This window comes from Pseudomonas promysalinigenes (assembly GCF_014269025.2).
Classification (GTDB): domain Bacteria; phylum Pseudomonadota; class Gammaproteobacteria; order Pseudomonadales; family Pseudomonadaceae; genus Aquipseudomonas; species Aquipseudomonas promysalinigenes.
The window spans coordinates 4528416-4555081 of the sequence record NZ_CP077094.1; the positions used below are offsets into that span (position 1 = coordinate 4528416).

The 26666-nt window shown below is 62.0% G+C and carries 24 protein-coding genes and 1 riboswitch; of the genes, 8 read left to right on the plus strand and 16 right to left on the minus strand.

All coding sequences use genetic code 11. The features are described 5' to 3' along the window. Positions 1–4 precede the first annotated feature (4 nt). The 7 genes from HU725_RS20580 to HU725_RS20610 form a co-directional block, all read right to left on the minus strand. Complete coding sequence (locus HU725_RS20580; RefSeq protein ID WP_186476369.1) at positions 5–523, minus strand: retropepsin-like aspartic protease family protein; 519 nt, start codon at positions 521–523, stop codon at positions 5–7. After that, complete coding sequence (locus HU725_RS20585; protein WP_186476368.1) at positions 520–1506, minus strand: esterase-like activity of phytase family protein; 987 nt, start codon at positions 1504–1506, stop codon at positions 520–522. The genes HU725_RS20580 and HU725_RS20585 overlap by 4 nt, the downstream gene beginning before the upstream one ends. Then, positions 1503–3407, minus strand: coding sequence for a DNA topoisomerase IV subunit B (gene parE / locus HU725_RS20590; protein ID WP_060479253.1), 1905 nt, complete (start codon positions 3405–3407; stop codon positions 1503–1505). The genes HU725_RS20585 and parE overlap by 4 nt, the downstream gene beginning before the upstream one ends. A 35-nt stretch (positions 3408–3442) precedes the next feature. Continuing rightward, positions 3443–4051 (minus strand): YqiA/YcfP family alpha/beta fold hydrolase, encoded by a 609-nt coding sequence (locus tag HU725_RS20595; protein WP_186476367.1) that lies wholly within the window; start codon positions 4049–4051, stop codon positions 3443–3445. Positions 4052–4196: 145 nt separating this feature from the next. Continuing rightward, the gene (cpdA, locus tag HU725_RS20600) at positions 4197–5000 is read right to left on the minus strand and encodes a 3',5'-cyclic-AMP phosphodiesterase (RefSeq protein ID WP_186476366.1); all 804 of its coding nucleotides are present in this window, start codon (positions 4998–5000) and stop codon (positions 4197–4199) included. Positions 5001–5085: 85 nt separating this feature from the next. Continuing rightward, entirely contained in the window at positions 5086–5538 is a 453-nt protein-coding gene (locus HU725_RS20605; protein ID WP_060479255.1) for a DUF1249 domain-containing protein, read from the minus strand. Next, positions 5529–6146 (minus strand): NUDIX domain-containing protein, encoded by a 618-nt coding sequence (locus HU725_RS20610; RefSeq protein ID WP_060479256.1) that lies wholly within the window; start codon positions 6144–6146, stop codon positions 5529–5531. Before HU725_RS20610 ends, HU725_RS20605 begins: the two co-directional genes overlap by 10 nt. Positions 6147–6332: 186 nt before the next feature. Between HU725_RS20610 and HU725_RS20615 the strand changes: the two genes are divergently transcribed. Further along, positions 6333–7079: an RsiV family protein gene (locus tag HU725_RS20615; protein ID WP_060479257.1), complete on the plus strand. Its 747-nt coding sequence runs from the start codon at positions 6333–6335 to the stop codon at positions 7077–7079. Here HU725_RS20615 and cytX read toward each other — a convergent pair. Then, positions 7048–8331, minus strand: a complete 1284-nt coding sequence (gene cytX / locus HU725_RS20620; RefSeq protein ID WP_186476365.1) for a putative hydroxymethylpyrimidine transporter CytX — start codon at positions 8329–8331, stop codon at positions 7048–7050. The genes HU725_RS20615 and cytX overlap by 32 nt on opposite strands. Positions 8332–8433: 102 nt before the next feature. Then, complete coding sequence (thiC, locus tag HU725_RS20625) at positions 8434–10314, minus strand: phosphomethylpyrimidine synthase ThiC (protein ID WP_186476364.1); 1881 nt, start codon at positions 10312–10314, stop codon at positions 8434–8436. A gap of 154 nt (positions 10315–10468) precedes the next feature. Continuing rightward, positions 10469–10575, minus strand: a riboswitch (TPP riboswitch). Positions 10576–10738: 163 nt separating this feature from the next. On the opposite strand from thiC, the gene HU725_RS20630 reads away from it, so the two are divergent. Next, a complete protein-coding gene (locus HU725_RS20630; protein WP_060479260.1) occupies positions 10739–12181 on the plus strand; it encodes a TolC family outer membrane protein in 1443 nt (480 codons plus the stop codon). Positions 12182–12287: 106 nt separating this feature from the next. Further along, positions 12288–13478: a delta-60 repeat domain-containing protein gene (locus HU725_RS20635; RefSeq protein ID WP_186476363.1), complete on the plus strand. Its 1191-nt coding sequence runs from the start codon at positions 12288–12290 to the stop codon at positions 13476–13478. Between the two features lie 73 nt (positions 13479–13551). Here the strand turns inward: HU725_RS20635 and waaA are convergent, their stop codons facing one another. Together waaA and HU725_RS20645 are read right to left on the minus strand one after the other, a co-directional pair. Beyond that, positions 13552–14826 (minus strand): lipid IV(A) 3-deoxy-D-manno-octulosonic acid transferase, encoded by a 1275-nt coding sequence (waaA, locus tag HU725_RS20640; RefSeq protein ID WP_186476362.1) that lies wholly within the window; start codon positions 14824–14826, stop codon positions 13552–13554. A gap of 11 nt (positions 14827–14837) precedes the next feature. Further along, positions 14838–15728 carry a LysR family transcriptional regulator gene (locus tag HU725_RS20645; protein ID WP_186476361.1) on the minus strand — a complete coding sequence of 297 codons (891 nt, stop codon included), beginning with the start codon at positions 15726–15728 and terminating at the stop codon, positions 14838–14840. Between the two features lie 86 nt (positions 15729–15814). Between HU725_RS20645 and HU725_RS20650 the strand changes: the two genes are divergently transcribed. Genes HU725_RS20650 through HU725_RS20665 form a run of 4 tightly spaced genes read left to right on the plus strand, consistent with a single transcriptional unit; the run spans position 15815 to position 19202 of the window. Then, positions 15815–16147 (plus strand): DMT family transporter, encoded by a 333-nt coding sequence (locus HU725_RS20650; protein ID WP_060479264.1) that lies wholly within the window; start codon positions 15815–15817, stop codon positions 16145–16147. Between the two features lie 46 nt (positions 16148–16193). Next, positions 16194–17369: an NAD(P)/FAD-dependent oxidoreductase gene (locus tag HU725_RS20655; protein ID WP_186476360.1), complete on the plus strand. Its 1176-nt coding sequence runs from the start codon at positions 16194–16196 to the stop codon at positions 17367–17369. Next, entirely contained in the window at positions 17366–18178 is an 813-nt protein-coding gene (locus tag HU725_RS20660; protein ID WP_186476359.1) for an aldo/keto reductase, read from the plus strand. The genes HU725_RS20655 and HU725_RS20660 overlap by 4 nt, the downstream gene beginning before the upstream one ends. Before the next feature lie 55 nt (positions 18179–18233). Further along, on the plus strand, positions 18234–19202 hold the full coding sequence (locus HU725_RS20665; RefSeq protein WP_060479267.1) for a hypothetical protein: 969 nt from the start codon (positions 18234–18236) through the stop codon (positions 19200–19202). 33 nt (positions 19203–19235) lie between these two features. Here the strand turns inward: HU725_RS20665 and hldE are convergent, their stop codons facing one another. From hldE to HU725_RS20680, 3 genes are all read right to left on the minus strand, one after another. Continuing rightward, the gene (hldE, locus tag HU725_RS20670; protein ID WP_060479268.1) at positions 19236–20657 is read right to left on the minus strand and encodes a bifunctional D-glycero-beta-D-manno-heptose-7-phosphate kinase/D-glycero-beta-D-manno-heptose 1-phosphate adenylyltransferase HldE; all 1422 of its coding nucleotides are present in this window, start codon (positions 20655–20657) and stop codon (positions 19236–19238) included. A 129-nt stretch (positions 20658–20786) separates the two neighbouring features. After that, entirely contained in the window at positions 20787–22595 is a 1809-nt protein-coding gene (msbA, locus tag HU725_RS20675; RefSeq protein WP_060479283.1) for a lipid A export permease/ATP-binding protein MsbA, read from the minus strand. Between the two features lie 15 nt (positions 22596–22610). After that, the gene (locus HU725_RS20680) at positions 22611–23792 is read right to left on the minus strand and encodes an O-antigen ligase family protein (RefSeq protein ID WP_186476358.1); all 1182 of its coding nucleotides are present in this window, start codon (positions 23790–23792) and stop codon (positions 22611–22613) included. A 99-nt stretch (positions 23793–23891) separates the two neighbouring features. Here HU725_RS20680 and HU725_RS20685 point away from each other — a divergent pair, with 99 nt between their 5' ends. Then, entirely contained in the window at positions 23892–24497 is a 606-nt protein-coding gene (locus HU725_RS20685) for a BUD32 family EKC/KEOPS complex subunit (RefSeq protein ID WP_060479270.1), read from the plus strand. 2 nt (positions 24498–24499) lie between these two features. Here the strand turns inward: HU725_RS20685 and HU725_RS20690 are convergent, their stop codons facing one another. Next, positions 24500–25591 carry a glycosyltransferase gene (locus HU725_RS20690; RefSeq protein WP_186476357.1) on the minus strand — a complete coding sequence of 364 codons (1092 nt, stop codon included), beginning with the start codon at positions 25589–25591 and terminating at the stop codon, positions 24500–24502. A 111-nt stretch (positions 25592–25702) separates the two neighbouring features. Beyond that, positions 25703–26659, minus strand: coding sequence for a glycosyltransferase family protein (locus HU725_RS20695; protein ID WP_186476356.1), 957 nt, complete (start codon positions 26657–26659; stop codon positions 25703–25705). Between the last annotated feature and the right edge of the window lie 7 nt (positions 26660–26666).

Here is a 26666-nt window from a genome sequence, read left to right on the forward strand (position 1 = left end):
CTCGTCATTTCAGGTTCTGGCGCAGCAGCATGGTGCCGCCGCGCTGGGTAAATTCAAGTTGTTTGAGGGCGCTCATGCCCAACAGCACGGTCTCCCCGTCCAGGCCAGGCACTACCAGAGCGCGCACATCGTGCAGCCGGATATCCCCCAACTGCAGGCTGCTCAGGCGCGTTCGATAGCCTTCGGTACGGCCGTTGGCGGTGCTCAGCACCACCGAGCTGCCACGCTGCAGGTCAAGGCTCTGGGCCAATGACTCTGGAATCGCCACATCGGTGGCGCCGGTATCGAGCATGAAATGCACGCTTTGGCCGTTGATCGCACCATCGGCCACGAAATGCCCCTGGCCGTTGCCAACCAGGCGTACTTCGATGAAACCGTCACCGTGCTCGGATTGCACCTGCGCGTTCGGGTTGCGCTGGTGGTCTTCCCACTGCCCGAAAAAGCGCGTGGCCAGGAACAGGCCCGCCGCCCAGGCGAGGATCAACAGTATCTTGCCGGCACGCTTGCCCGCTGGCTGACTCATGGCGTAACGCTCCAGCCACCTGGTGGTGCGTGGAAGCGCCAGACGATCGGCCGGTTTTCGCCATCGGCACGGTCACCGTTGTTGTTGTCCAGGCCGATCCACGCGCCTTTGGCATCGATCACCAACGCTTCAGCCAGGCCGAACGGCTGATCATAGAGGCGCTGCGGCACCAAGGCCTCGGCTGCGAACGACCAGCAACGCTCGACCTTGCCATCATTGGCATCACGACGGCATACCCGGTAGGCGTTTCGCTCGAGGGTGAACAGCTTGCCTTCGAACCAGGCAAGGTCGGCAAAGTCACGCGACAGCGCACGGGGGTTGGGCATCTGCGCTGGCTGCATTTCGACGCCGGCTTCGCTGAGCAGCACACAACTGCGCCCGCAGGTCCAAACCGACTGCTGGCGCTCGATGGCCACCAGCCCCCGGCGTTCACGCTCGGCTGCAAGCCACAGACGGTCACCTGCCGGACTGATGGCCAAACCCTCGAACAACGCATTGAAATTGAGCAGCATGCCACTGGCACGGGCCTGGCGCACCATTGCCGGGTCGATCCTCAACCAGCTCGGCTCACCCTCGGTCGGCAGTTGCAGCACCGCGGCGTGGGCTTCGCTGACCAGATAGAGGTTGCCCGCCTGGTCACAGGTGATGCCTTCATAATCCAGTTCGCCACCCCGGATGTAGGACGCCGCCCAGTTTCGCGACTTCAACCCCCACGGCAGGCCGCTTTCGGGCACCGGCGGTGGCGTGAATGTCAGCGGCTGGGCGCGCCAGACGGCGTTCTGCTGGTCAAAGCGGTAGATGCGATCGTCATCACGATCGGAAACACCCCAAAGCCCACCACGGCATGCAGCCAGGCCAGACAAGTTGCCGCCGCGCATGCCCTCGATAGGGTGCTCGGAGGCCAACTTGAGTTCAGGCCAGTTGGCAGCCAGGCTCGGCAAGGCCACCAGCGTTAGACAGGCCGCGACCAGCAGACGGATCAAACCTGTACCTCAGCCAGATTGCCTTTGGTTTCCAGCCAGCTCTTGCGGTCGCCTGCGCGCTTCTTGGCCAGCAGCATATCCATGATTTCGGTGGTGCTCTGTACATCGTCCAAGGTCAGCTGGACCAGGCGCCGGGTGTTCGGGTCCATGGTCGTTTCACGCAGCTGCGGCGGGTTCATCTCACCGAGGCCCTTGAAGCGGGTAACCTGCGGTTTGCCGCGCTTCTTCTCGGCCACCAGGCGGTCGAGGATACCGTCACGCTCGGCTTCATCCAGGGCGTAGTAAATTTCCTTGCCCAAGTCGATGCGATACAGCGGCGGCATGGCCACGTAGATGTGGCCGGCCTCGATCAACGGGCGGAAGTGCTGGACAAACAGGGCGCATAGCAAGGTGGCGATGTGCAAGCCGTCGGAGTCGGCGTCGGCGAGGATGCAGATCTTGCCGTAACGCAGCTGCGACAGATCGGCCGCTCCAGGGTCTACACCGATCGCCACGGCGATGTTATGCACCTCCTGGCTGGCCAGCACCTCGCCGCCGTCCACCTCCCAGGTGTTGAGGATCTTGCCGCGCAGCGGCAGGATGGCCTGGAACTCCTTGTCACGCGCCTGCTTGGCCGAACCACCGGCCGAATCACCCTCCACCAGGAACAGCTCGGCACGCATTGGGTCCTGCCCTGCGCAATCGGCCAGCTTGCCAGGCAACGCGGGGCCTTGGGTGATGCGCTTGCGCTCGACCTTCTTGCTGGCCTTCAAGCGCCGGCCGGCGTTGCTGATGGCAAGTTCCGCCAGCTGCATGCCAAGCTCAGGGTGGGCGTTGAGCCACAGGCTGAACGCGTCCTTGACCACACCGGAGACGAACGCCGCAGCCTCGCGGGATGACAGACGCTCCTTGGTCTGGCCAGAGAACTGGGGCTCCTGCATCTTCATCGAGAGCACAAAGGTGATGCGCTCCCAGACGTCTTCAGGCGCCAGCTTCACCCCGCGAGGCAGCAAGTTGCGGAACTCGCAGAATTCGCGCATGGCATCGAGCAAGCCTTGGCGCAGACCGTTGACGTGGGTACCGCCCTGGGCGGTGGGAATCAGGTTGACATAGCTTTCCTGAACGCTGTCACCGCCCTCGGGCAGCCACAGCAGCGCCCAGTCCACGGCCTCCTTGTTACCTGCCAGGCTGCCGCAGAATGGCTCGTCAGGCAGGCGCTGGAACTCGCTGACAGAATCGACCAGGTAAGAGCGCAGGCCGTCTTCGTAATGCCACTCGACCTTTTCACCGCTGGCTTTGTCTTCGAAGCTGACCAGCAGGCCTGGGCACAGTACGGCCTTGGCCTTGAGTACATGCTTGAGCCGGCTGATGGAGAACTTCGCGGAATCGAAGTACTTCGGGTCGGGGCTGAAATACACACTGGTACCGGTGTTGCGCTTGCCGACCGTGCCGACCACTTCCAGCTCACTGGCCTTAAAGCCGTCGGCAAAGGTCATCTGGTATTCGTTGCCGTCGCGTTTTACACGCACGCGCACTTGGGTCGAAAGGGCATTGACCACCGAAATACCCACGCCATGCAGGCCGCCGGAGAACTGGTAGTTCTTGTTGGAGAACTTGCCACCAGCATGCAGCTTGGTGAGGATCAGTTCGACCCCTGACACACCCTCCTCAGGGTGGATATCCACCGGCATGCCACGGCCGTCGTCGCTGACCTCCAAGGAATGATCAGCGTGCAGGATGACCTGCACCGAACGGGCGTGACCGGCCAGGGCTTCGTCGACACTGTTGTCGATGACTTCCTGGGCCAGGTGGTTGGGCCGGCTGGTATCGGTATACATACCCGGGCGTTTACGCACCGGGTCGAGGCCGGAGAGGACTTCGATGGCGTCTGCGTTATAAGCGCTAGCGCTGGGATTGGCCATGGGTTCTCGTCGTCAGTCTGGTGAATGCAAAAAGATCAAAATACAGAAAAATCGAGCGCCGCATACTGCTGCCGGGCAATGCCAGCGAACGCCAGCAGCCCGGGCAACTGCTCAGCGAAGCCTTGGTAACTGTGGTCGCCACCGGCCTGAATGCGCAGGGCGCACGCCCGGTAGTACTGCTGGGCATGGCGGTAGTCCAGGGTTTCGTCGGCGGTCTGCAACCACACCTGATAGCGGCCTGGCTCGGTCGGAGCCGGTACTTCGAGCTCGGCCAACGCCTGCACATGGTCCAGGGTCAGCTCCCAGGCCTGGCCCGTGTAATGGTTGCGCTGGGTACCCAGGTAACCGTCAAACCGGGTGTGGGGAGTGACCGCCGGATTGACCAGCAGCGCCTTGAGCCCATGGCGCTCGGCCAGGTGCGTGGCATAGTAGCCGCCGAGCGAACTGCCTACCAGCAGGGGCGCCCCGAGTTCGGCGATGGCAGCTTCGAGCTGGATCATGGCCTGGCGCGGGTGGTGGTGCAGGTCCGGGATGCGCAGCTGCTGCGACAGGCCCATCTGCTGCATGGCAGCCGCCAGCTGGCGCGCCTTGGTGGACTGTGCCGAACTGTTGAAGCCATGGATATAGAGGATGGAACCCGACATGCTGCCCCCGAAATCTGCGGCTTCGCGCCCATTGATACGGGCGCAGGGACGCGCAGTGTAGCGTGTTCGCCGGGTTTTGGCGCTGGATGGCCTATTTCGCAACACTTTCATCCGGCAGCCGGCGCGATTGCTCGCCCCCACTGTATCAATAGCCTGGGCTGTCGAAATCCAGCTGCACGGTAAAGTCAGTGGCCCGTTGCACGCCGGTTTCCAAGCGCCCATCGGCATGCAGGCGCAGCCAGCGATACCCCGGTTGCTCTTCGCTGACCTTGAAAGCCTCACTGCCCGCCGCAAACTGGATGCAGGTCGACGGCGTAGCCAGCAAGCGCAAGCCGTCACGCCGTTCATCCCACGGCTGATGGATATGCCCCCAGAGCAAGGCCTTTACCTGTGGGTGGCTGCGCAGGCGCTGCAACAGTTGATCGGCATTGCGCAACCCAATCGGGGCTATCCAGGCGCAACCCACATCTACCGGCTGATGGTGGCAGCACACCAGGCAATAGCGCTCGCCGGCCGTGGCCAGCGCGTCATCGAGGATCGACAGCTGGTCCTGGGCAAGCAAACCGTGGGTGGCCCCTGGCACCGCCGAGTTCAGCATCACTACCCGCCAACGGCCAACATCGGTGACCGATTGCACGAGCTCTGGCGCCACTTCGGCCATGAGCCTGGCTTCGTCGTGGTTTCCCGCAAGCCACCGGGTAGGCGCGGCGATTTCCCCGGTCAATTGGCGAAAGGCTTCATACGACGCCACACTGCCGTCCTGGGACAGGTCGCCCGTACAGAGCAACAGGTCGACGCACGGCTGTTCCCTGCGGACCTGTGCAACCACATGGCGCAGGCTCTCACGGGTATTGAGACCGAGCATGGTGCCCGCCGGGCTGGCGAACAAATGGGCGTCGGTCAGTTGCACCACGTGCACGGGTGCTGGGCAGGGGTCTGGGTGCGGCAACGGCCGTCTCCTCCAACAGGTACTGCACCGATTATGAGCCCGCGCTGGCGGCGAGCAAACACTCGCTGGCGAAGCGGATCACATTTCAGCGCACACTTGCCAGTTCATGGCCGCAGGCCAGGCAGTGGCTGAGCCATTCACCCAGAAACAGATTGAGCTGCGCCTTTTCGTCCGGCTGGTGCATGGCCTTGTTGGGGTACGGGTAAATGCTGCGCAGGCGCCGGGTATGCTCGGCGCTGATCACCTCGGCCATGCGCGCATCGTGATACACCTGCACCTCCAGCTGCGGCACCGGCAGCCATGGCAGGCTGTGCTCCTGGCGCACGCGCACGGTGGTGGTGTATGGGCAAGCCAACAGCACATCGAGCACTAGCACACCCAGCATCTGGTCACCCTGGGTCATGCCAATGCGCCGGGAACTCTGCGTTGTACGCATATCGGGCAGCAGGCGCATGAGCCGGGCGTAGTTGGCCTCGCAGGCTGCCTGCAGCCCGGCCAGATCGACCCGATAACGCTCACGCAAAAGGTTCACTTCCACATACCTCGAACTTCATCTTTGTTCAGCGCCAGCCACTGCAGGCCGATGATGGTCGCCGCGTTGCAGATGCGCCCGTCACGCACTGCCTGTAGCGCATCTTCGAACGACCAGACCCGCACGCGAATGTCCTCGCCCTCTTCTTCGAGCCCATGCAGGCCCCCGGCGCTTTCGCTGCTGCAACGCCCCAGAAACAGGTGAACGTACTCATCGCTACCACCAGGAGAGGGGAAGTAGCGAGTCATGGGCCACAAGGCGCTGAAACTCAGCCCCGCCTCTTCTTCGGCTTCGCGATGGGCGACTTCTTCCGGTTGCTCGTCCTTGTCGATCAGCCCGGCGACCATTTCGATCAGCCAAGGGTTATCGATTTTTTCCAGAGCGCCCACGCGAAACTGCTCGATCAACACCACCTCGTCGCGCAGCGGGTCGTAGGGCAGTACGCACACTGCGTCGTGGCGCACGAACAGTTCACGGCTGATCTCGCGGCCCATGCCGCCAGCGAACAGTTCGTGGCGCAGCTGCACTTTGTCGAGTTTGTAAAAGCCCTTGAAACAGTTTGCCCGGTTGACGATCTCGACCGCCTTGGGCACCGAATTCAACGTATCTGTCATTGCAACCCCCATCTACCTCGAATACCGCATCGCGCCATCCTACTCTGCACGCTTGCGCGTTTCACCCCTTTCCGGCAACCGTTCGCACACTCGGGACAGTACGTCTTCACTCTGTTAGCTTAGTGGCGAACCGAAGGCCGCGCAGACGGTCATAGTCCGACTTTTCCCTGTTCTGCAAGGATCATCATGACACTCGTCAAACTGACTTCCGTGGCCGTGCTGGCACTCGCTCTGGGCGCCTGCCAGAGCCTGTTCGCGCCCAACTACCGGACCCCGCTGGAGGTCAAGCGTGATGCCTGGGAGCACGTCAAGCCCGGCTGCAGCGCCAGCGACTGCCCGCTGGTGAACATCGACACCGTTCATTTCCCGGCCCAGCCCAAGCTCGACGCCATTGTCGAAAAACGCCTGCTGCAACTGACCGAAGACAATCAGCATGGCACCGCGCCAAGCTCCCTGCAGGCCTACGAGCAGCAATACCTGGCCAGTGCCGACAAACGCAACAGCAGCTACTTGCAAGCCAAGGTACGCGAGCAGCATGACGGGCTGGTGATCATCGAGCTGTCCAGCTACCTGGACAGTGGCGGCGCCCACGGTATGCCGGGGCGCGGTTTCATCAACTACTCGCGCAAGCTGGATAAGGTCCTGACCCTGCAGGACATGCTGGTGCCAGGCCAGGAGCAAGCCTTCTGGAAGACCGTCGAGGAGTCCCACCGCGCCTGGCTGATCAGCGTTGGCATGGACAAGGATGCCGAGTTCGTCAAGACCTGGCCATTCAAGCGCTCGCCACACATCGCCTTGACCTACGGCGCAGTCGTGGTGAAGTACGAGGTGTATGCCATTGCGCCCTATTCCATGGGCCACGTCGAACTGAAAATCCCCTATCCGCGCCTGAACGGCATCCTCAAGCCCGAGCTATTTCCCGGCCGCGGCTGAAGCTCAGCAGCCCGTGCAAGCTACCTGCCAGCAACAGTGCTGGCAGGGTAGCGCCCAGCTCTGGCGCCTTGGCGGCGATCAGGTGATAGGCCACCACGCCCACAACCCAAGCCACCAGCGCCTGCCAGTGCAACCCCTCGACCTGGGCGGGCAGGCGCCGCCGACGGATCACGTAGTGGTCCATCAGCACGACGCCGAACAACGGTGCGAACACCGAGCCGATCAACAGCAGGAAGTTCTCGTACTGGGCCAATGGCGCCAGCAGGGCGATCAAGGTGCACAGCACGCCGATAGCCAACGCCAGGTGCTCTACCTTGAGCGGCAGCAACACACCAGTTGAAACAGCCGCCGAGTGAATGTCGGCGAAGGCTTTTTCCGACTCGTCCAGCAAAATCAGCAGCAGCGGTATACCCATGCCCGCGCCTGCCAGGGCAAGCAGCAGCGCATTGACCTCACCACTGGCGGCAAATGCCAGGGTGTAGGCCACGCCCAGGCTCATCAGCCAGGTGTTGCCGATGAAATAGCCAACCACGGTGCCACCGAACACATGCTTGCCATTGCGCGCGAAGCGCGAGTAGTCAGCAATCAGCGGCAACCACGAAAGCGGCATGGCGATGGCGATGTCGAAGCCCACGGCCAGGGACATCGAACCGTCCCCGGCGCGGTTCCACAATTGCCCAAGGTCGGCCTTGGCGAACAGGTTCCAGGTCAGCCACAGGCACGCCCCCAGCAACAGCCAGATCCCCCAGGCGCGCAACACCTTGCGCACGAACGCCAAGGGCCCGCTGACCGCCAACAAGGTGGCCAAGGCGCCGAAGCACAGGGTCCAGAGCATCGGGCTGTTCCAGGCACTGTCTTCACCGAATGCCCGCGCGCCCAGCAGGCTTGCGGCATCGCGCATGACGATGATCTCGAAGGCTCCCCAACCCACCAATTGCAGCAGGTTGAGCAGAGCCGGAAGGCGTGCGCCGTGGCGGCCCAGGCTCAGTTTCAGGGTACCCATGGCCGACAGGCCGGTGTCGCTGCCGATGACACCGGCAGCCCCCAGCAGCAGCACACCGACACCGGTGCCCAAGGCAATGGCCAGCACCGCGCCGGCAAGGCCCAGCCCAGGCGCCAGCATGGCGCCGACCTGTAGCACCATCAGGCCGATGCCCAGGGAGAACCATAGCGAGAAAAGGTCACGGGCACCGAAGATGCGTTGGTGGGTGGGGACCGGGTGGTCGGGGGAAAATTGGCTTGGGGTGGTCATTGTTGTGATCGCCGAAAGTGTTGAGGTATTTGCTGAGCCGGCAGGCCTGTTCGCGGGGTCACCCACGAAGAGCCGGCCGGTTCGAGGCAGCTATAAAGCCAGTTACACCTTGTGATAAAGCTGGCTGCCTTCCTGGCGGAACCGCTCGGCCTGCTCACGCATGCCTTGCTCGACCGTCACATCGACGGTTTCGATCTTGGCGGCGTATTCACGCACTTCCTGGGTGATTTTCATCGAACAGAACTTAGGCCCGCACATCGAGCAGAAGTGGGCGACCTTGGCCGATTCCTTTGGCAGGGTTTCGTCGTGGAAAGCTCGCGCGGTGTCTGGGTCCAGGCCGAGGTTGAACTGGTCTTCCCAGCGGAACTCGAAACGCGCCTTGGACAAAGCGTTGTCGCGGATCTGCGCACCAGGGTGGCCTTTGGCGAGATCCGCGGCGTGGGCGGCGATCTTGTAAGTGATGATGCCGGTTTTCACATCATCCTTGTTCGGCAGGCCCAGGTGCTCTTTGGGGGTGACATAGCAGAGCATGGCACAGCCAAACCAGCCGATCATGGCCGCACCAATACCCGAGGTGATGTGGTCATAACCGGGTGCGATGTCGGTGGTCAGTGGGCCAAGGGTGTAGAACGGCGCCTCGTCGCAGCATTCGAGCTGCTTGTCCATGTTTTCCTTGATCAGTTGCATTGGCACATGGCCAGGGCCTTCGATCATGCATTGCACATCGTGTTTCCAGGCGATCTTGGTCAGCTCGCCCAGGGTTTCCAGCTCACCGAACTGGGCCGCATCGTTGGCGTCAGCGATCGAACCCGGGCGCAGGCCGTCGCCAAGGGAGAAGCTGACGTCGTAGGCCTTCATGATTTCGCAGATCTCATCGAAGTGCGTGTACAGGAAGTTTTCCTTGTGATGGGCCAGGCACCACTTGGCCATGATCGAGCCGCCGCGGCTGACGATGCCGGTGACGCGCTTGGCGGTCAGAGGCACATAGCGCAGCAGCACCCCGGCGTGGATGGTGAAGTAATCGACCCCCTGCTCGGCCTGTTCGATCAACGTGTCGCGGAACAGCTCCCAGGTCAGGTCCTCGGCCACGCCGTTGACCTTTTCCAGTGCTTGGTAGATTGGCACGGTGCCGATCGGTACCGGCGAATTGCGGATGATCCACTCACGGGTTTCGTGAATGTGCTTGCCGGTGGACAAGTCCATGACGGTGTCCGAGCCCCAGCGAATGCCCCAGGTCAGCTTGGCCACTTCTTCTTCGATCGAGGAACCCAGGGCGCTGTTGCCGATGTTGCCATTGATCTTCACCAGGAAGTTGCGGCCAATGATCATCGGCTCCAGCTCCGGGTGGTTGATGTTGGCCGGGATAATCGCACGGCCGCGGGCGACTTCCTGGCGGACGAACTCCGGGGTGATCTCTTTGGGAATGTTGGCCCCGAAGCTGTGGCCTGCGTGCTGCTCGTTGAGCAGACCGGCGGCGCGCGCCTCTTGCAGCTTCATGTTCTCGCGGATGGCCACGTACTCCATCTCGGCGGTGATAATGCCCTGGCGAGCGTAGTGCATCTGTGAAACATTGGCGCCGGTCTTGGCCCGGCGCGGGTTGCGCACATGGGCGAAGCGCAGCTTGGCCAATTGCGCATCGTTCAGCCGCTGCTGCCCGAATTCGGAGCTCAGGCCATCCAGTCGCTCGGTGTCGCCACGGGCCTCGATCCAGGCTGAACGCACGTCGGCCAGGCCCTTGCGCACGTCGATGATGATGTTGGGATCGGTATAGGGGCCGGAGGTGTCATAGACCAGCACGGGGGCATTGGTTTCGCCGCCGAAGTCGGTCGGTGTGTCGTCCAGGCTGATTTCACGCATGGGTACGCGGATGTCCGGGCGCGAGCCTTCGACATAAACCTTGCGCGAACGTGGGAAGGGTTGCACGGATTGCTGATCGACTTGCGCCGACTCGCTGAGGTTGATCGTTTTTTCTTGTTGGCTCATCACAGGCTCTCCAGACGGCTTCCTAGCAGTGGAATGTCGGGGTGAACCTGAACGGCATGGACGCACTCTTGATTAGTGCAGTGCCAGATATGGGGGTGCCTGAAGCTGCATGCAGCTGCGACATTCCCGGACCTGGCACAAGAGGCTCCCCGGGAAGGCGAGCAATCTTGTTCCCTACGCAGGCGCTAACCTGATCAGGTTCAACGGGATCCGCACCTCTGCGATCTCAGCCTTTGCTTCAAGGCACCCCGACAAGAACCTGCGCAGTCTAGACTGGTGTGGCCGGTAAAGCCAAGCGGGTAAATGGCCAGGGGGATGAAAGGCAGAGCCTGTGATTGTTGGCAGATGCGCATGGCACTACACTGGCCCATCGTTCGATACTCAACAGTTCAGTAATTAAATTTTTCGTACAAGGATTGCCTCTATGCTGCGCAAACTTTCACTGGCAATAGCCGTGTCTTGTGCGTCCAATACAGGGGTCTGGGCAGCTGACATGCCCACGACGGTAAAGACCGACCTGGTGAGTGTTTACCAGGAAGCTGTCGACAACAACGCCGATCTTGCTGCCGCACGTGCCGATTACGGCGCGCAGAAAGAAGTCGTACCGCAGGCCAGGGCTGGCCTGCTGCCCAACCTTTCGGCCGGCGCCGAGATGCTCAACACCCGCACCAAAATCGACCAGCCTTCGGCTACGGCCAACCGCAGCGGCAACACGTGGAGCGCTACCCTGGCGCAACCGATCTTCCGCGCCGATCGCTGGTTCCAGCTTCAGGCTGCTGAAGCGGTCGATGAACAGGCGGCGCTGCAATTGTCGGCCACCGAACAGAACCTGATTCTGCAAACGGCACAAAACTACTTCTCCGTATTGCGTGCCCAGGACAATCTTGCTGCGACCAAGGCCGAGGAAGCAGCCCTCAAGCGCCAGCTGGACCAATCCAACGAACGCTTCGATGTCGGCCTTTCCGACAAGACCGACGTGTTGCAGTCCCAGGCCAGCTACGACACCGCCCGCGCCAACCGGATCATCGCCGAGCGCCAGGTACAGGATGCCTTCGAGGCGTTGGTCACGCTGACCAACCGCGAATACAGCTCGATCCAGGGCGTGGTGCACACGCTACCGGTCAGGGTGCCGACCCCTAACGACGCCAAAGCCTGGGTGGAAACCGCTGGCCGCCAGAACCTCAATCTGCTGGCCACCAACTACGCCGTGGCCGCCGCCGAGCAAACCCTGCGCCAGCGCAAGGCCGGCCATGCGCCGACCCTCGATGCCGTGGCCAAATACCAGAAAGGCGACAACGATAACCTGGGCTTCAACAACCCATCACCGTTCGGCCAGCGCTACAGCGGCGATGTGGAGCAGACCAGCGTCGGCCTGCAGCTGAACATCCCGATCTATAGCGGTGGCTTGACCAGCTCGCAGGTCCGTGAGGCCTACGCCCGCCTGACCCAGAGCGAGCAGCAGCGCGAAAGTCTGCGCCGCCAGGTAGTCGAGAACACCCGCAACCTGCATCGCGCGGTGAATACCGACGTGGAACAGGTGCAGGCCCGCAAGCAGTCGATCATCTCCAACCAGAGCGCGCTGGAGGCCACCGAGATCGGCTACCAGGTTGGCACACGCAACATCGTCGACGTCCTCGACGCACAGCGCCAGCTGTACACATCGGTGCGTGACTACAACAACAGCCGCTATGACTACATTCTGGATAACCTGAGCCTGAAACAGGCAGCCGGCACGCTGAGCCCGCAGGATCTGCAGGACCTCAGGCAGTACCTGAAACCGGACTACAACCCGGACAAGGACTTCCTACCACCGGACCTGGCGGCGGCGGCGGCGAAAAACTTCGAGCGCAGGCCCTCGACGCCTTGAAAGGTATCGCCCAGGCCAACCCTCCTGACTAGTATTTCTGTCAGTTTCGCATGCTGGCCTTTTTTCATAGCGTAGTGGCTGACCCACCGCTTGGAGAGAGGCCAGCATGTACAACAATCCCCAGACTACGCCCCCCGCCCCCCGGTTAATACAGTACAACTTCACCGAATGGTTGGGCGCCCTGTGCCCTGCAGCTGAAGGCAAGCTGCTGGTGGTGGGCAACTCTGCGCAGGAAGATGGCAAATTCACTCTGGCTCGCCTGCTGCCCGATGGTGAGCTCGATACTTCTTTCAATGAAAGGGGCTTGATCGAGCATGCCTTCGACGAGCAGGCGATTTTCTACGCACTGTCTGTGCATCTAGAGCCATCCAACGCCCAAGAGCACGCGAAGATCTTTATAAGCGGCGTACTTTTCGCTGAGCAGGGCATCTATCCAGCGGCTGCCCGCTGCTTGGCTTCTGGAAGCCTGGACGACAGCTTTGCCGACCAGGGACTGTTCATTTTCAATGATTCACGCTACACGGCGTCACCGGCGAACTATAAGGCTGCATCTTGCCGTCAGCGCATTGCCTCTCTCGGCATGACGGGTGCTGGTGCCGCAACCCTAGCCGATGGTGGCTATCTACTCTCCCCGGCCGAAACAGGTCTCGTACTGAAACTGACATCGGCAGGCACACTGGACACCTCGTTCGCCAAAGACGGCGTGCTCGAACCGTCAAACTTCGAAGCTAGCAACGCCATTGTGCTGGGCAAGCGCCTTTACCTCACTGGTCAGCAGCGGCAAGGTGGCACGGTAGCGGCCTACACGCCGCAGGGTGAACTGGACGAAAGCTTTGGTGAAGGTGGCATGGTGAACATCGCGACCAAACTGCTAGCGCTTGCGCCAGGTGAAGATGGGCAGTCGCTGAACGTAGTCGGGGTAACCGACACCGACGGCAACAATCGTGGATGCCTGGCTCGCCTCAAAACCAACGGTAGTCTGCTGCTCAAGCCAGTGGTGATAGCGCCGGCAAACCGCGAAGCCGACTTGAGGTATGTCATGTCCCGCACAGACCAAAGCGCACAGCAGCGCATCTATGGACTGGGGCAAACGACCGAGCAGAATCGTGACGCTCGCTACTACATCGCCTCCCGCCATGCCGATGGCACGGTTGCCGATGATTTCCCCGGCGGCCTGGTGGTAGCGCAAGTGAACTCAACCGTACTGGGGTGCGACCTGGTTGGCTCCAACGAGTTAGCACTCTGCGGGTATGTCGGTAGCCAAGGCTTCGTCGCCTGGTACCCGCTGGCCGAATGAAAGCCCACCCCCTGAGCATCTGCGTAAGGGCCGACGCCCAGTCTTTTGGCGCAAGCCCTACGCAGAAGCCGGTTCAGTCGCGCAGCAAACGGGCAAGGCCCTCCAGCAGACGCTGCAAGGCGCCTTGGTTGGCCCTCATCACCGCCCGGCCCGCCTCACCCATGCGCTGTGCATCCTGCGGCAGCTCGATCAAGCGCCGCACGGCTTCGGCCAGACCATCGGCATTATCGACCTGCTGCAAAGCGCCGGCTTCGCGCAACATCGCGCTGATTTCAAGGAAATTGAACACGTGGGGCCCCATCAGCATTGGCAACGCCAACGCGGCGGGCTCCAGTGGGTTATGCCCCCCCGTAGCGACCAGGCTGCCCCCCACGAATGCAATGTCGGCGAGCGCGTAGAGGAACAGCAACTCACCCATGGTGTCGCCCAACAGCACCTGGGCCTGGGCCGTTACCGCTGCGCCACTGGAGCGGCGTACCGTGGCGAACTGCGCAGCGCACGAGGCATGCACGGCATTGAAGCGCTCAGGATGGCGCGGCACCAGGATCAGCAGCGCATCCCCATGCACCTGCAACAATTGCCGGTGGGCCTGCAAAATCAAGGCATCTTCGCCTTCGTGGGTGCTGGCGGCGATCCATACCGGGCGCTGGGTGGCGCCCCATCGCTCGCGCAGGGCTCTGGCCTGGGGCACCAATTGCTCATCGATCTTGAGGTCGAACTTGATCGAGCCAGTCACCTGCACGCATTCAGCCCGCGCCCCCAGGTCAAGAAAGCGCTGCGCCTCAGCCTCTGTCTGCACTGCGATGAAGCTCATTTCGGCAAGCATGGGCCGGGTCAGCTTGGCAAAACGCGCATATCCACGTGCCGAACGCTCTGACAAGCGGGCGTTGGCCAGGGCCACGGGGATGCCACGCTTTGCGCACTGATGGATGTGGTTGGGCCACAGTTCGGTTTCCATGATGATGCCCAACCGAGGACGCACGTGGTCCAGGAACCGCCCGGCCGCCCACGGCAAGTCATAGGGCAGGTAACAATGCTGGATGCGCGGTTCATCGGCGAACATGGCGCGAATACGCTCGGACCCGGTCGGGGTCATGCAGGTGAGCGTGATCGATGAATCCGGGTATGCCTTGAGCAGCGCACGCACCAACGGTGCAGCAGCGATGCTCTCACCGACCGATACGGCGTGCACCCAAATGCCGCCCTGGTGCATGACCGGCAGATCAAGGGCAAAGCGCTCAGCGATGCGCTGGCCGTAGGCAGGCGCCTTGCGCGCGCGCAGGTACAGGCGCAGCGCAACCAGCGGCAGGCCCAGGTGAAACAGCAAGGTATAGAGTGTTCTGTTCATGGCGGCGCAGTTTACCCGATCGCACGCAGGTGCACTGCAAAGCGCTCGGCCAACCATTGCGCGGCTGGCCCGAGCGGCTCGTCGCGGCGCCAGGCCATTTCTACCACCAGCGCCGGCGGGCGCCATTCGCTGGCGAGTTCGACCATGTGCGCCTGGTAGGTCGGGTACTGCACCACATGGCGTGGCAGCCACGCCCAGCCCAGGCCACGCATCAGCAGTTCGGCCATGGCGTAGAAACTATCGGCCCGCCACACCTGCGGGCTGATTGCTTCACCACCGGGGTAGCCACTTTGTTGCGGGGTGATCAGCAGTTGCCGATGCCGCGCCAATTGCTGGCGGTTGACCCGGCGTTCACCGGCCAGCGGGTGCCCCGCCGCACATACCGTGACCATCTCCACGCTGCCCAGCGCACGCCGCTCCAGAGCGGCTGGAATACGCTCATGATGAAAAAACAACCCCAGGTCTGCCCGCCGCTCGGCGAGCTTGCGCGCCACATCGCCTTGGGCGCCACTGGCCAGTTGCACCTCAAGGTAAGGAAAACGGCTCGCCAGTTCATCCAGGCTGTCGATCACCGGCTGATACGGCATGGCTTCATCCTGGGCCACCCGAAGCAGCGCTTCTTGGCCACGCATCAGGGCCAAGGCGCGGCCATCCAGGTGCTCGCACTGGCGCAGCAGTTCACGTGCATCCTCCATCAGCGCCATACCGTTTTCGGTCAGTTTCGGTTGCCGACCGCTGCTGCGCTCGAACAACGTCACACCAAGATCAGCCTCTAGCAGAGCAATTGCATTGCTGATGGCCGATTGAGCCTTGCGCTGCTCACGGGCCACGGCGGAAAACGAACGCAGTTCAGCGACTCTTAAAAAGGTACGCAGTTGTTCAAGACTCCAGCGCTCGGCCATCAACCCATCTCCACACCGGATAGGTAATGACTTTACCGCACCTGGGCTAACGCTAGAATGCCCAGCAGTAGCCGGAGGAACCTGTCATGAATGCCTACACCTATCTCGCCATCGCGATCGTTGCTGAAGTGATTGCCACCGCTTCGATGAAAGCAGTCAAAGGGCTGAGCACGCCACTGCCGCTGCTGCTGATGGTGGTCGGCTACGGGATCGCGTTCTGGATGCTGACCCTGGTGGTACGCAGCATTCCGGTGGGAATTGCCTACGCCCTGTGGTCCGGGCTGGGCATTGTGCTGATCAGCGTGGCAGCCTTGGTGGTGTACGGGCAGAAGCTGGATGTGCCAGCCATGCTGGGCATGGCCATGATCGTCGGCGGTGTGGTGGTGATTCAGCTGTTCTCCAAGACTGCCGGGCACTGAGACAGCCTGTATACTTGGCAGCTGTCCCAGTCTTCGAGGTACCGCCATGCCATCTGCCATTTCCACTGACGTGCTGATCGTCGGCGCCGGGGTCGCAGGCCTGTGGCTCAACGCCCGCCTGCAGCGCCTGGGTTACTCGACAGTGCTGGTGGAGCGCGCCAGCCTCGGTGGCGAGCAGACCATCAAGTCCCAAGGCATCATTCACGGTGGCACCAAGTACGCACTGCACGGTGCCTTGACCGGCGCCTCCGAAGCCATCGCCGACATGCCACGACGCTGGCGTGAGGCGCTGGCTGGCAGTGGCGAGCTGGACCTGAGCCACACGCGCTTGCTGTCCGAAGCCCACTACCTGTGGTCGCCAGGCACCCTGGCCGGCAACCTGACCAGCTTCTTCGCCAGCAAAGCGGTGCGTGGCCGTGTCGATCAGGTCAAAGGCGAACAATTACCGCCAGCGCTGCAGGACCGTGGTTTCAAGGGCAAGGTCTACCGCTTGGCAGAATTGGTTGTCGACGTCCCTAGCCTGCTGGCGAATCTGGCCGAGCTGGCAGGTGACAGCCTGCTCGCTGGCAAGCAGCTCGAACCGCTGCACGAGGGCGACGAACTGGTGGGCCTGCGCGTCGACGACCGCGAAATCCGCGCCCAGCGTATCGTCCTCAGCGCCGGCGCAGGCACCGAAGGCCTGCTGCACGCGCTGGGTCTCGAGCAGCCGGCCATGCAGACTCGACCGCTGCACATGGTGATCGCCAAGGGGCCTAACCTCAAGCCGCTGTATGCGCACTGCCTGGGCGGCGGGCCGAAGCCGCGAGTGACCGTCACCACTCACCCGGCCGCCGATGGCCAATGGGTCTGGTACCTGGGTGGCGATATCGCCGAAGCCGACGGCGTTGCCCGCGACACTGCGGCACAGATCGCCGCCGCGCAGCAGGAAATCGCCAGCCTGCTGCCTTGGGTCGATCAGCAACAAGTGCGCTGGGCGACCCTGCGCGTCGATCGTGCCGAACCCGCACAATCCGGGCTGGTGCGCCCAGACAACGCCTTCCTGGCCGAGCAGCGGCGCCTGCTGGTGGGCTGGCCGACCAAACTGGCCTTGGCACCGGACTTCAGCGACCGCGTACTGGCAAGCCTCGATCGCGATGGTGTGCGCCCTGCTGCCACGCCCGACCTGTCCGGCCTGCCCCGCCCGGCCCTGGGTGTACCAGCATGGGAGCAACTGCTGCCATGAGCCTACCCACCCTGCACGGCCTTCATCGCCCCTTGGGCAGTACCGGCTTCATGGTTTCGCCGCTGGGCCTGGGCACGGTCAAATTGGGCCGCGATCAAGGCGTCAAATACCCCAACGGCTTCACCATCCCAAGTGATGACGAAGCCCGCCTGCTCTTGGGCCAGGCCCGTGGATTGGGCATCAACCTGATCGACACCGCTCCGGCTTATGGCCTTAGCGAAGAGCGCCTGGGGCCATTGCTGCGCGGCCAGCGTGATGACTGGGTCATCGTCAGCAAGGTGGGTGAAGAGTTCGAGAACGGGCAGTCCAGTTTCGATTTCAGCGCAACCCATACCCGCCGCTCGGTCGAACGCAGCCTTCAGCGCCTGCAGACCGACCGTATCGAACTGGTGCTGGTGCATTCGGATGGCAATGACCTGGCCATTCTTGAACAGCAGGAGGTCTATCAGACCCTGGCCGCGCTCAAGCAGGAGGGTAAGATTCTTGGCTACGGCCTATCCGGCAAGACCGTTGCCGGCGGCCTGAAGGCCTTGGAACAGGGCGACTGTGCAATGGTCACCTATAACCTGAACGAACAGGCAGAACGCCCAGTGCTGGACTACGCTGCCGAACACGGCAAGGCCATTTTGGTGAAAAAGGCACTGGCCAGTGGGCATATCTGCCTTGCCCCTGGGGTCGACTCGGTACAGGCTAGCTTCGAACTGCTCTTCGCCCACCCTGGTGTCAGCAGTGCTATCGTCGGCACTATCAATCCGTTGCATCTGGCCCATAACGTGGCCACGGTCGCCCGCATCCTGGGCGAGCACTGAGTTGCCACCCAGCCACGGCTGGGCCTGGAACTGACCCGACGCAAGGAGGAGCCTCGTGGCGCGTACGCTGATCCGCAAGAACCCGAGCAACTTCAAAACGCTGCCCCTACATGTCGAAGCCACCGCCGAAGGCCTGGTCTACCAGAGCATCGGCATGCCCCTGAACTTTGCCCAGACCCAACAGCGGCGGCGAGCCATCCAGCTTGCCGACAAGCAGCGCTTCGTGGTGGAGCTGGCCAACCTGGGGGTGTCCGTGCGCCTGACGTTGCACTGGCAACATCGTGACTACTGGGTGTTGGTGAGGCAACGCCGCCAGGATCGCGGCGATGTGGTGCTGAAATTGATTTCCGGATATGTCCCGGCCCAGGAACTCAACCTGCCACTGCACACCGCCGTGCAGGAGGTAGCTGAAGAGTGCCTGCTGGAAACCCCGGAAGGTTGGCTCAGCGGGCGCTTCAACGACACTTGGCTCCCCGCCCCTTATGCCGCAGCGCTGCATTATCGCGAAGCCTTGCCATTCACACTGACGCCAGAGTCGGGCGCTGCGAGGCCAGTACACTGCGCCAGCCAGATATTGCTCGAACGGCCACGGGCCTACGTGCACCTGCCCACGGCCTCGCTACAGCTGATTTACGACATGCGTCTGCAGGTGCCAAGGGACGCTAAGAAACTCAGCCTGTTCCATGTCGATGAGCGGTTGGAGGGCGACCAACTGGTGGCGCGACTCAATCGCAAGCGGCCGGATCTTTACCTGATGCCGGTGCAGGACGGGCAGCCGTTGGCCGAGCTGTACACCTTGAAAAAGGATGAACTAGTACCAGCCAGCACACGCGGGCTGTACTTGGCCGAGAGCTTCGCCCAGCAGGAAGGCTGGGTAGTGGCCGACGAGAGAATTCGCTGGAAGGACTGGGTAAAGCAGCAGGGCCTGGTAGAGCAGAAGGCAAAGCCGGCGTCACATCTGCAGCGTTTCGGCGACAAGGCGCGGGCACTGCTGCGACGCGCCCGTACCTCACTGCACAAATAGCCTGTGGGGCTGCCGTGCAGCCCCGCGTCTCGGTCAGTTCTTGCGGATTTTCTCGACGATGGCCGTGGTGGAGCTGTTCTCCACCAGCCCCAACACTTTCACGGTGCCGCCATAGCCCTTGACGATATCGGCGCCTACCACCTGATCGATGCCATAATCCCCGCCCTTGACCAACACATCAGGCTTGACCTCGCTGAGCAGGTTTTCCGGCGTGCCTTCAGGGAAGCTGATGACCCAGTCGACTGCGCCCAGGCCAGCCAGCACGGCCATGCGCCGGTCAACGCTGTTGATCGGCCGACCCGGCCCTTTGAGGCGGCTCACCGAGGCATCGTCGTTGACTGCGACGATCAGGCGATCACCCTGCGCGCGGGCCTGCTCCAGGTAGGTGACATGGCCGGCATGCAGAATATCGAAGCAGCCGTTGGTGAAGACGATTTTCTCGTTGTGCGCCCGCGCGTCGTCGATGGCCAGCAGCAGTTGTTCCAGGCCCAGTACACCGCGCTCGGAGCCTTCTTCACGCTGGATGGCACGGCGCAGCTCCGGAGCACTGATAGCCGCGGTACCCAGTTTGCCGACCACGATACCGGCCGCCAGGTTGGCCAGGGCGACGGCGTGTGGGAGGTCTTCACCTGCGGCAATCGCAGCGGCCAGGGTAGATATCACGGTGTCACCGGCACCGGTCACATCGAACACTTCGCGGGCCCGGGCTGGCAAGTGCAGCGGCGGGTGGCCGGTACGCAGCAGGGTCATGCCGTGTTCGCCACGGGTTACCAACAGCGCGCCGAGGTCAAGGTCCAGCAGCAGTTGCAGGCCTTTGGCGACCAGCTCGGCTTCATCAGCGCAACGGCCGACGATGGTTTCGAATTCGCTGAGATTGGGGGTGATCAGGCTGGCCCCACGGTAAATCGAGAAATCCTTGCCCTTGGGGTCGGCCAGCACAGGAATAGCCTTGGCACGAGCAGCCTGAATCAGTTGCTGATGGTTCTTCAGCGCACCCTTGCCATAATCGGAAAGGACCAGCACCTTGACGCCTTCGAGCAACGCGTCGACCTCTGCGCCCAGCGTGAGCGGGTCGGTGGCGAAGGGTTCTTCGAAATCGATGCGCAACAATTGCTGGTGACGGCTCATCACCCGCAACTTGACGATGGTCGGCTGATGCGCAATGCGCTGGAACACCGAGCGCACGCCAGCGGCCTGCAGGCTATTGGCCAGACTGTCGGCGGCTTCGTCCTGGCCGGTGACACCGATCAGCGAAGCAGGGGCGCCGAGTGCGGCGATGTTCAAGGCAACGTTGGCCGCGCCGCCGGGGCGGTCTTCGATCTGATCGACCTTGACCACTGGCACTGGCGCTTCAGGCGAAATCCGCGAAGTACCGCCATGCCAGTAGCGATCGAGCATGACATCGCCGACCACCAGTACCGGAGCTTGATCGAAACGCGGCAGGGACAACTTCATGGACAACCCATATGGAAATAATGAACAGGGGCAGGATATTAGCACAGGGCGGGCGGCGGCTTTACGGCCAGATGCAACCTGGAAAATTCCCGTGACAATCGGGGCCGATGTGGCCCCGATCAAGGCGGGTCAGGTGATATCGGCCTTGGCCGGCTCATCCAGCCCCATGGCATGCAAGCGGGCATAATGGCCATTAGCCGCGAGCAGCTCGGCATGGGTGCCACGCTCGACCAGGCGGCCCTGTTCCATCACCAGGATCTGGTCAGCCTTCTCGATGGTGGACAGACGGTGGGCGATCACCAGCGTGGTACGGCCTTGCATCACATGGTCCAGTGCCGCCTGGATATGCCGCTCGGACTCGGTATCCAGTGCCGAAGTGGCTTCGTCGAGGATCAGCAACGGCGCGTTTTTCAACAGTGCCCGAGCAATCGCCAGGCGCTGGCGCTGGCCGCCGGAAAGCAGCACACCATTTTCACCGACCTCGGTATCGAAGCCGTTCGGCAGGCGATCGACGAATTCCTTGGCGTAGGCGTCAGCGGCGGCAGCCTCGATATCGGCACGCGGGGCACCTGCCAGGTCGCCGTAGGCGATGTTGTTGGCCACGGTATCGTTGAACAGGGTGACATGCTGGGTCACCTGGGAAACGTGGCGGCGCAGGTTGCGCAGGCGGTAGTTTTCGATTTCCACGCCATCAAGCAGGATTTGCCCCTGGTCGTGGTGGTAGAAGCGCGGGATAAGTGCCGCCAAGGTGGACTTGCCACTGCCTGAGCGCCCAACCAAAGCGATCATCTGGCCAGGCTCAGCGACGAAACTGATGTCGCTCAGCACTTCACGCTCGGTGCCGGGGTAGGTGAAGCTCAGGTTGCGCACTTCGAGGCGGCCCTCTACACGCGCCATTTCGACGGTGCCGGTGTCGACCTCTGGGGCCTCGTCCAGTTGCTCGAAGATGCTTTCGGCGCCGGCCAGGCCTTTTTGAATGGTCGAGCTGACTTCCGACAGCTGGCGGATTGGCTTGGGCAGCAGCCCCGCGGCGGTGATGTAGGCAACCAGGTCACCCGCTGTGGAGTCACCCCGCAGGAACAGCACCAGGAACATCAGTGCCGCCATGGCGGTGTAGATCACCAACTGCAGCAACGGCGTGTACAACGCGCCGGTCTTGGTCATGTGCAGTTGCTTGTCGGTGTTGCTTTGGCTGGCGTTTTCAAAGCGGCGCTGTTCGTAGGCTTCACCGCCAAAGCTGCGCACCACGCGATAGCCCTGAATGGTCTCGGAGGCGACATGGGTCACATCGCCCATGGCGGACTGGATCTTCTTGCTCTGCTTGCGGAATTTCTTGCTGGCAACACTGACCATCACCGCGATCACCGGCAGGATGGCCACCATTACCAAGGTCAGGTGCCAGTTCATCCACAGCAGGTAGCCGAACAGGAACACCACGGTCAGGCCTTCACGGATGACGACCTTGATGGCATCGGTGGCGGCGCCGGTCACCATGGTCACGTTGAAAGTGATCCGCGAAATCAGGTGACCTGAATTGTGATTGTCGAAATAGCGGTTGGGCAGCACCAACAGCTTGTTGAACAGTTGTATCCGCAAATCATGCACAAGGCTCAGGGAAACCTTGGCCAGGAAGTAGTTACCCAGAAACGACCCCAAACCCTGCCACGCGGCAATCAGAATGATCAGCAGCGGCACGGCCTGCAGTAATTGCAGGTCGCGAAGGTAAGGGACATTGGGGAACAGCACGGCCTGCGGGTTGCTCAACCCGTCGACGAAATATTTGAGAATCCCCGCCAACATGGGCTGGGTCGAAGCAAAAATCACGAAACCGACGATACTCAGCAGGAAAATGCCGATATAGGGTTTCACGTAGCTCAGCAGCCGGAAATAGATCTTCAGGCTGGAAGTATGCTCCGCCGGTCGCGGTGTTTCGGCCATCATCGAGCTCGCTGTTCAGGTTGAACCGCGAATTTTACCACAGGCGTCATTTTCGGCACGCACCCATGGCAACAACATGACCAGCCCTACCGTCAGCCAACTGATGAACCATTCCGCACGGGGGGTTGCGGTAAGGCTGGCGGCGTCGAATTGCATCGCCAACGTCGAGAACACCCAGAGGCCGAGCAGAATCTTGCCAAGCAGGATGTGGCGTGCGCGAACGATCTCCCCCAGGGCGAACAGCCAGACGCAGATCCACAGCAGCATCCCCGGCAGCCCAAGCTCTACGGCCACATGGGTGAACATGTTGTGAGTATGGTCGAAGCGCATGCCCAAAGCAGGCACCTGCACGTCGTAGGCCGCTCCAATCCCAAGGCCGGTCCAAGGGTGCTCGGCGATCATCCTGACGGCCTGCTCGAAAATCTCCGGGCGGTAGGAGGAGCCTCGGAGGGTGATCAGGTCGTACATCACATAGAACGCCAATGCCGTGGCGAGCACCGCCGCCACCGCCAGCACCCGGCTATGGCGGTCTCTTAGCCACAACGGCGCGATCAGCACGGTAATGAGCAGTGCCAGAGCAGCACCCCGGCTCTGGCTCATGATCACGAAACAACCCAAGCAGGCCAACGCAAGCACCCAGCCGAGCTGGAAGCTACGCTTACGGGGCATCTGATAGAGCAGCAGCACAGCCGCTGCACCCACCACATAGGCCCCCAGAATTGGATGGGAGATCTCACCGATGCCAGCCAAGCGCGCCTGCAGCGGCTGGGCCTGCAAGCCATAAAAATGCACGATGGAAACAAGCGCGGCGATTGCCAGCAAGCCGCAACCCAGCTGCAGCAGGTTGCGAATACGGTCTTGCCCACCTTGCGCCACCAGCGGGAAGGCCAACAAGAACACCAGGATGTAGACCAGACGCTTGGCCTCCCGTGAGGGGTCGGGAGCCGTTGTCCAGGCAAGGCTCACACAGCACCAGGCCATCAGCATCAGCACGCTCGCCCAGAGCGCCGGCTGCCGCCGCCAGGCCTCGGCCAGCACGCCACGCCCCGACCATGCCAACAGCAGGGTGGGCAGCCACAGGAATGCGACAAGCCCTTGCTGGTACACTTTGTTGGAAGGTGCCAAGGCTATCGCCCCGAAAAACCAAATGAGCCCCAAGCCTAACCAGGCGCGCGCCCAGCTTTGTTGATACAACATCCTCACCCCTGTTGAATCCACGCACCATCGATGGTGCTCACGCTTTATTTTCGGCATTATTGCCGGTCATTTTGTTGCCCAAACGACAAGGCTTATCTCATGCAATGCTCTCGGCTCACCCAGGTCGACTTTGATCAGCTGATACTTGGCGCCCAGGTATTGGAGTCAGACAGCCATGGCGCCAAAGTCTACCTGCTTGGCGATGGTAATATCCTTAAGGTATTTCGTCGTAAGCGACTTATTTCATCTGCGCTGCTGCGGCCTTACTCACAGCGCTTCGTCGACAACGCTGTGCGCCTTGCGCAATTGGGTATTCCGACGCTTGAAGTGATAAGCCAGCACAAGCTCGACGTGCCGGGCAGAACAGCCGTGCTGTATCGCCCACTGCCAGGCCGGACGCTACTGCAGATGTCGCGCGAAAACGACTTCAGTTGGGACCACTACCTGCCTAGGCTGATCGATCTGATTCGCCATCTCCACCGCAGCGGCATCTATTTTCGCTCGCTGCACCTGGGCAATGTGGTCGTCACCCCCGACCAGCGCCTGGGCTTGATCGACGTGGCAGACATGCGCTTCCTGCGCCCACCGCTTTCTGCTCGCATGATCCGCCGCAATGTTCAGCACATGGTGCGCTACATCGAGCGGGAGAACCTGGGCGATCGCTTCCCCCTCGCAGATTTCGAGGCGGCCTTGCTGGCGCGCTGAGCTCAGCCGCGCAGCAGGCTGTGGGCACCGTCACAGAAAGCCTGCCACGCCACCTCCGGCGCGAGCGCCCGGCGCTGCTGGCCAGCCACAACTAGCGCGCGGGCAGCATCGCAGCGCGCCATCTCCTGGGCCCAGGCCTGGGTATCGTCAACCGGGAGGTAGCGCGCCGAGTCTTGCAACTGCTCGCGAAATACCGGCAAGTCGGTGCACACGACCGGTACATCCGCTATCACGGCTTCCTGCACCACCAGGCCCAGGCCTTCAGCGCGGGAAGGCACCATCAGCCAGTCGAAAGCCCGGTACAGGCGCTCCAGGTCGTCATGATGCCCGCACAGATGCACCGTGGCGGTCAGGCCCAGCGAGTCGATGCGTGCCTGCAGGCTGGCACGCAGCGGCCCGTCACCGACGATTGCCAACTGTATGCCCGGCTGTTGGGCCACGGCGCTGGCAAAGGCCTCGATAAGCATGTCGAAGCCTTTGCTTTCCACCAGCCGCCCCACCGCACCAAGCAACACACCTTCAGTTGCCGGCAATGCCAGCACGTGGCGCGCCTGCTCACGGCCTAGCAGTGACGCGGTAAAGGCCAGCGGGTCGAACGCCATGCGCAGTGCCTGTACAGGGCGGCCAATACCCCGCTGCAGCGCGCGCGCCAGGGTGTCCGAGACAGCCGCAACACATACTTGTTCGGCAGGCAGCCTGCTCAGCAGGCTCACGTCGCTGGGGGTCAAACGGGTCATGCCGTGGAACAACACTTTTGCGCGCACCTCGGGCATATGCTTGAGCACCGGCAACACCAGCCGCGCAACACCTATACCGTCGAGCAGAATGACCTGCGCCCCCGCCTCTTTCAACGCCTTGCGCAAGCGCAGGCGTAACCAGGGCCGCAACAGCCGCCATAGGTTTTTGCCCTTGAGCGCACGCTGCGGCATATGCCAAGCACGGGTGTTTTCATCACTGTGGCAAAGCTCACCGCCAAGCAGCAGCCAGTGGCTGATACGTGCGTCGGCACCCGCGTGCGAGAGCACGTGTTGATGGACTTTATGGATGGACAGGTACGGCGAACCGCCTGCCCACATCACATTGAGGATTTTCATGGAGATTGCGCCGCTCTCCCGTGCAAGCCAAGTGGGACTGCAACGTCTTTGACAGAACATGATCGCATGCCTGGAAAACTAGTTCCTCCAGCATAGGCTGGAATGTTCAGCTCAGAAGCCAAGGTTGAGCCGCAGGCGCTGCCATGCAGACAAAGGCGGGTGGGGCCTCAAGGCCGGGCGCATGTGTTCGACGATGCTCTGGCCGACAGCGGCGAAACTGAAGCGTGAAACGGCCAGTTCGCGCCCGTTGATGGCTATCTGCCGGGCCAGCTCAGGATCTTCGCGCAATACGCGCAGCTTGGCTTGCAGCGTCGGAATGTCGCGATAGAAAACGACGTTGTGCATGTCTTGCAGGCCCAGTGCCCGGTTCTCGTCCTCGCCCTGGTCATACGCCAGCAGCACGCAGCCACAGGCCATGGCTTCAAAGTTCTTGATCATATACTCGCCCATGCCGACATCGGCACTGACGAAGAATCGAATACGATTCAAGGTGTTACAGTAGTCTTCACCTGACTTGGTGCGAGTCACCACCAACTGTTCGACCTGCCCCAACTCGTCCAGAAGCGCCTTACGGCCGCTGTAGGCGACGCTGTTGGTACTACCGACGAATGCCAACTCGATATCGCGCTCGCGGCCTTGGTCGGCGAGCAGCTGCTCGTCGTACCCCTTGGGTACGAAGACCGCATCGAAGCCCTCCTGACGCAGCCGCTCACTGACCATGAAGCCAGAGCTGATCACCCGTGCCCACGGCAGCTTGCGGTAGTGCGCACTGAACTTGCCGGTGTACTTGCACGGGATGTAGTTCTGATAGGCGTCGTGCTCGAGAATGACCAGGTTCGGCACCGTACGGATGAAAGCTGCCTGGCGGATCTCCTGCTTGAAACGCAGGAAGAACACAATGCGGTCATAGCGCTCGACCTGCACTTCACGCTTGAAATAACGGCGCAGGTTGCGCTGATCGTCACTGGTCAGCCAGCGCAGGTCGCAGTCGCAGTTGGCCGCAACGCCGTCGTACAGACGATCGAGGATCGCGCGCTGCTCTTTCTGTACCAGAAATAGAACTTTCATTGCTTTC